Origin of the sequence: Olsenella uli, from assembly GCF_901212655.1 — a bacterium.
Lineage (GTDB): Bacteria > Actinomycetota > Coriobacteriia > Coriobacteriales > Atopobiaceae > Parolsenella > Parolsenella uli_A.
Map to the genome: position 1 here is coordinate 1 of NZ_CAAKON010000017.1, position 5,001 is coordinate 5,001.

The 5,001-nt window shown below is 60.1% G+C and carries 3 protein-coding genes; 1 reads left to right on the plus strand and 2 read right to left on the minus strand.

What is annotated here, in order from left to right; genetic code table 11:
• The coding region (locus tag EFAMC2_RS02510; RefSeq protein ID WP_154026691.1) for a hypothetical protein at positions 1-276 on the minus strand (276 nt) is incomplete at its 3' end.
• 280 nt (positions 277-556) lie between these two features.
• Here EFAMC2_RS02510 and EFAMC2_RS02515 point away from each other — a divergent pair.
• Entirely contained in the window at positions 557-3,046 is a 2,490-nt protein-coding gene (locus EFAMC2_RS02515) for a YfhO family protein (protein WP_154026693.1), read from the plus strand.
• Positions 3,047-3,312: 266 nt separating this feature from the next.
• On the opposite strand, the gene EFAMC2_RS02520 is transcribed toward EFAMC2_RS02515, so the two are convergent.
• Positions 3,313-5,001 (minus strand): L,D-transpeptidase (locus EFAMC2_RS02520; RefSeq protein ID WP_154026695.1); only part of this gene is annotated, 1,689 nt, incomplete at its 5' end.

Sequence of the window (5,001 nt, forward strand, 5' to 3'; positions counted from 1 at the left end):
AGAGGCGGCCGCGTCAGACGAGGCGGCGTCGCCGGCAGCCGTCTGAGAAACGGTTGCCGAAGCAACCTCCTGAGAGGTCGCAGTCCGAGCGCCATCCACGTCAACGGCCTCAACGGCCTCAACGCGAACGGCACTGTCGGCACCTTCGTCAAGCGCCATCGCAGCCGTTGGAGCCGAGACAAACGCAAGGCCAAGCCCGGCGGCAACTACCAAACCAGCGGCATAGCCAATCTTCTTGCCCCCTTGCGCGGCGGCATCCTCGTAAACCTTCTTCATGCGTCCTCCCATATGCGGAAAGCTCGCGGCCCAAACCTGCGGAGCCGTGTTATAGACTGCGTTCAACCTTAACAAGCGTGCGGCCCCTCACGTTGGCACCCCAAATCCTTCAGAGCAAAAGAAGAAGAACGCCACATCTCCAAAGGACCGACGCCCTCGGTGTTCTGTAGCACGCGAATCACAGTCCTCGACATCACCACCACGTTTCGCAGCACGGCCTCGCGTGACGGCTCAAGATATAGTCTGGGTGACCCAACAACCTCGAGTCAGGAACTCTCACATGAATTGGTCCCTCTACAAGTACCTTGCACTCGTTGCGCTAGGCGGCCTCGCCGTCCTTGCCTTCGTCTGGAGGCAGTATCCCAACCTCTCCAAGGCGTCCTCCAAACCAAAGGCACCCGAGCTTGTTTCCCTGCTCTTGATACTTGCTGTTGGTCTCGTGGCCATCTACTGGAACCAATACACGGAGACGGTCTCGTTCTCGTATCTCGACCTCGGATCTGACACGAGGGACCAGTACGTTCCCTATTACCTCTACCTCATCGACCACATACGCACCGGCACCCTGTCTACCTGGGTCTTCGACTACGGCCTGGGAACGAGCATCCTCAACTGCCAGTCCTGGACCTTCGATCCGTTCAACCTGGTGCTCGTTCCCCTTGCACTCGTATTGGGAACTGCTCACTTTAGCCTGGCGCTCGTGCTCACGCAGACGGTCAAGGTCCTTATTACCGCCTTCTGCTTTGACCGCCTGCTCTGCAGGTTCTGCTCCCTACCCATCTCGAGAATCCTTGGTACGACACTCTACGCCCTTGGCGGCTACTCCATCGTGTGGGGTCAGCACTATTGGCTTGGTTCCGTGCTGCCAATCGCCACGATTGCCGTTCTGGCCTTTGAGGCCCTGGCCGAGCGGCGAACGATTCCCAGGCAGCTTTCCGTTGTCCTCGTCACGTTCGCAAGCATGGCCTGGAGCGTCTACGTCGGCTTCATGCTCCTGCTGTTCATAGCCATCTATATGTTCTTGAGAATCCTCTCGCAGGACGAGCAGCCCACCGTCAAAGCAGTCGCTTCCAAGGTTGGGCGTCTGGCGGCACCGGTTGTTTGCGGCTGCCTGCTGTCATGCATCACGGTTATCCCCTATGCGTACTTCCTCTTTGAGGAATCGAGCCGCATCTCCGCCGACAACTCCTCGGCACTGACCAGGGCTGGGGCCGCCTTGACCACCTTCGTGCCCTGGCGGTGGATTCCCATCGCCCTGAGCCGGCTCCTGGGCACCGGGCTCATCGACACCGGCGTTGAGGTTGTTCCGAGCTCCCTCATCCCCGCAGCAGGCGGACTCGATCTTGGGGGCAGCTTTACCTACGAGTACCTCATGCTCGGCTTCTCCGTGCTTATCGTCATCCTTCTGTTCCAGTTCTATTCGTATATCTTCTCTGAGGGGACCAGGCGCACCAAGCGCCTCGTTATCGCGGCCACGGTCCTCATCGTGCTCTACTGCACCAACCTGTTCCTGCCAACCCTGTTTAACGCCCTGGTCAACCTGCGTTACCGCAGTTCGTTCGCCGTCGCGATTCCCATCTGCATTGCGGCCCCCATTGGCTGGGAGAGGCGCGTGGCCACCGGCAAGCCGAGCAGGGCGGGACTTGTTGCCGGTTTTGTCGCCACCGGCGCCATTCTGCTGTGGTCCCTCAAGTCCACCCTCAACGGGCGCCTCGTGTGCGCCTTCTTCGTACTCGCCCTTTTGCTTTCGGGCGCCGCCTTCGCTCTGTTTCGGAAGGAGTCCTCGCGTCCCGCACTCGTCATGACGCTGCTCGCGCTCGCATTTGCCACTTCAGTGGCAGACGGCTTCTTCACGACGAACCTGCGCATCATCAACCCAATCGACACCTTCCCGCTCTCAGAGGCCACTCGATCGACGGCACTCGGCACGGCCTCTGATGACACGCTCAAGGCGGCTGAGTGGATCCGCTCCGCCGACCCAAGCGCCAGCAGGCTCGACAAGACCTATGGCGTGTGGACGCCCCACTGCGACGGCCTTGTTGCTGATTATTCGAGCGTCAACTGCTATAACTCGACACTCGACAGCGACATCGAGGAGTTCTATGACAAGCTCTGGCCGGAGGTGCTTCCTGACGGACGGCATGACGTGCAGTGGCTCGACCTGAGCTACGCCGGCACCAGCCAGATGCTTAGCCTACTTGGCGTGCGGTACGTCCTTGCCATGGCCCCGGTTTCCGAGGACTTCTTGAACCTCGTTCGCACCGAAGGCAGCGTCCTCGTCTATGAGGTGACCCCCAAGCCCGCCATCCTTTCGCTTTACACGAGCTGCGTCTCTGAGACGGAGGCAGATGCCCTCCCCGACGCGACCGCGCGAAGGAGCGCGGCGACTTCTGCACTCATAGTTCCAGACGGTGAGGTGAAGACGGGGGACTCCGGCGAAGGGGCTCCCTCCAACGCAGGCGCCCAAGACCTCACCATGGACGAATCCAAGGCCCAGCTCACCGGAACAGTGAGCTCCGATGCTGATGCCTACGCATGCCTTGCAATCCCCCACACCTCGGGTTGGTCAGTCACCATCGACGGACAGCCGGTAGAGACCTTCAGGGCAGACTACGGCTTCATTGGATTCAAGGTGCCCGCAGGGCAGCATGAGGTCGCCGCTACCTACGTACCGACGGGTTTCACGGTGGGAATAGCCTGCGCCATCGCGGGGGCTCTCGCGACCATCGCAATGGTTGCAGTGTCGAGATTGATTCCCAACCGCGGCTAGACAACGAAAAGGCATCCGAGGCTGTTGCCGAGTTCTCGCAATACCTCACGAACTATAAGACGTACCGGACGCACGACGGATCTTAAGAGCTCTACCCACCCCAAGCACGTCACACACAGTCGCCCGAGGGCCAGCAATGGGCACTCGGGCGGCTTTTCTTGACATCAGTCGCTTTGGGCATCCCACCGCTTCGCAAACAGTACGGCATAAAAAAGGAGGGCGCCCAAGCGCCCTCCCCTCAGTAACCTTTGCGTACCACCAGGAGCTTACGCGTAGGACCTCACGGCAGTGCCATCAGGGATGTTCTCGTAGAACCACTTGGCATTGTCGTAGGCAATGCGCACGCAGCCGTGAGAAACCGGACGGCCAAGCTGCTGGTCATCGGGGATCCCCGGAACCGTGGAGTGAATGCCGGCGTCCAGGAAGAAGTACGTGCAGTAGTAGACACCGCTCGTGTAGTACTCGCGCGAAGGACCGCCGCTGGACGTGTTGTCCCAGTCGTGGTGATCATTGGCGTTGATGTAGAACTTGCCCGTGGGCGTGTAACCGCCAACGTTGGGGCTACCAACGCCACACGCCCAGTCGTAGATGGGCGTCCAAGCACCAGCGGAACCCTTGAAGACCAGGAGCCTGCAATTCGTGATGTCAACGGTGACGTAGTAGCCAGACTTGCTGTAGTCGTTCTTGATGAGGTCCCAAGCCCTACGGCCGGCGGCACTCAGCCACGAGAAGGACTCGTCGAGCTTGCCGTCATTGTCGGCCTCATAGAAGCCGCCATTGACGTTGACGGTCTCGTTGCGAGCGACATAGCCGGCATCGAGCTTGCCGTAGTACATGTCGCCGCCCGTGGTGACGAGCTTGCCGTCCTTGACCCTAAAGAGGCCGGTCTTGGCATAGAGATAGCCATCAGAAGTGGCGACGAGGAAGTAGCGCTGAAGACCGCCACCGTCGTACTTGCCGTTCACATACCAACCAGCAACCTCGCCGTCGCTACCAACGAGCCTACCATCGCTATCAGCAAGCACCACGCCGCCAGAGATGGCCTTCTTGCCGCGGACAACATAGCCCTCGCCGGTGATGCCATAGGCCTTCACGCCGTCACGGGTGAAGAATCCCGTCACGGCACCAAAATAGGAGCCGCTGTCATCCTTATAAGCGACCTCGATGTAGTACTTCTGGGTGTTCTTGTCGTACTTGGAGGTAGTCGTCCAGCCGGACTTGTCGGCAAGCTTGCCGTCGTTGTCGGCAAGCAGGACATACTTGCCCCAGGCCGACTTGCCACGCATGACATAGCCGGCATTACCAACGCCAAAGATGGAGCCGTAACCGCTCACCTGGAAGAAACCGCTCTTGGCAGCGTGCGTCTTGGAGTCGATGTAGTAGCGCTGGAGTGCACCGCCAGTGAACTTGCCGGTAACGAGCCAACCAGACCCGTTGGAGTTCTCGCCCTCGGCAAGCCTGCCGTCGTTGTCGGCGAGGAAGACGCGGCCCTTGCCGTTGTCCCAGACAGTGCGGAGGATGGTGCCGTTATCCGTAGCCCACGCCCAGTAGCCAGCACCCTCGCTCTTCTCGACAAGCCTGTTCTTGGCCATAATGCTGTCTTTACCGAACCAATAGCGCTGAAGGCCCTGGCCAAACGCTGAGGTAACAACCCACTTGGACTGGGCAAGCTTGCCGTCGTTGTCGGCAACCATCCAGCCGTAGTTGCCATTCCCGACGCCGCGCAGGACATAGCCCACACCGCCAAGGCCGTAATAATGAGAATTGCCCACGCCGAACAGGCTCGTCCATGCCGCACCGTTCTGCACGTAATAGCGCTGAAGAGCGCCACCGGTATACGCACCGGTCACGACCCAGCCAGAGCCGGAAACCGTACGGCCATCATTGTCGGCAAGGTAAACGCGGCCCCTGCCGTTGTCGTGCGTGCCCCTCAGCACATAGCCCTTCGAGGTGGT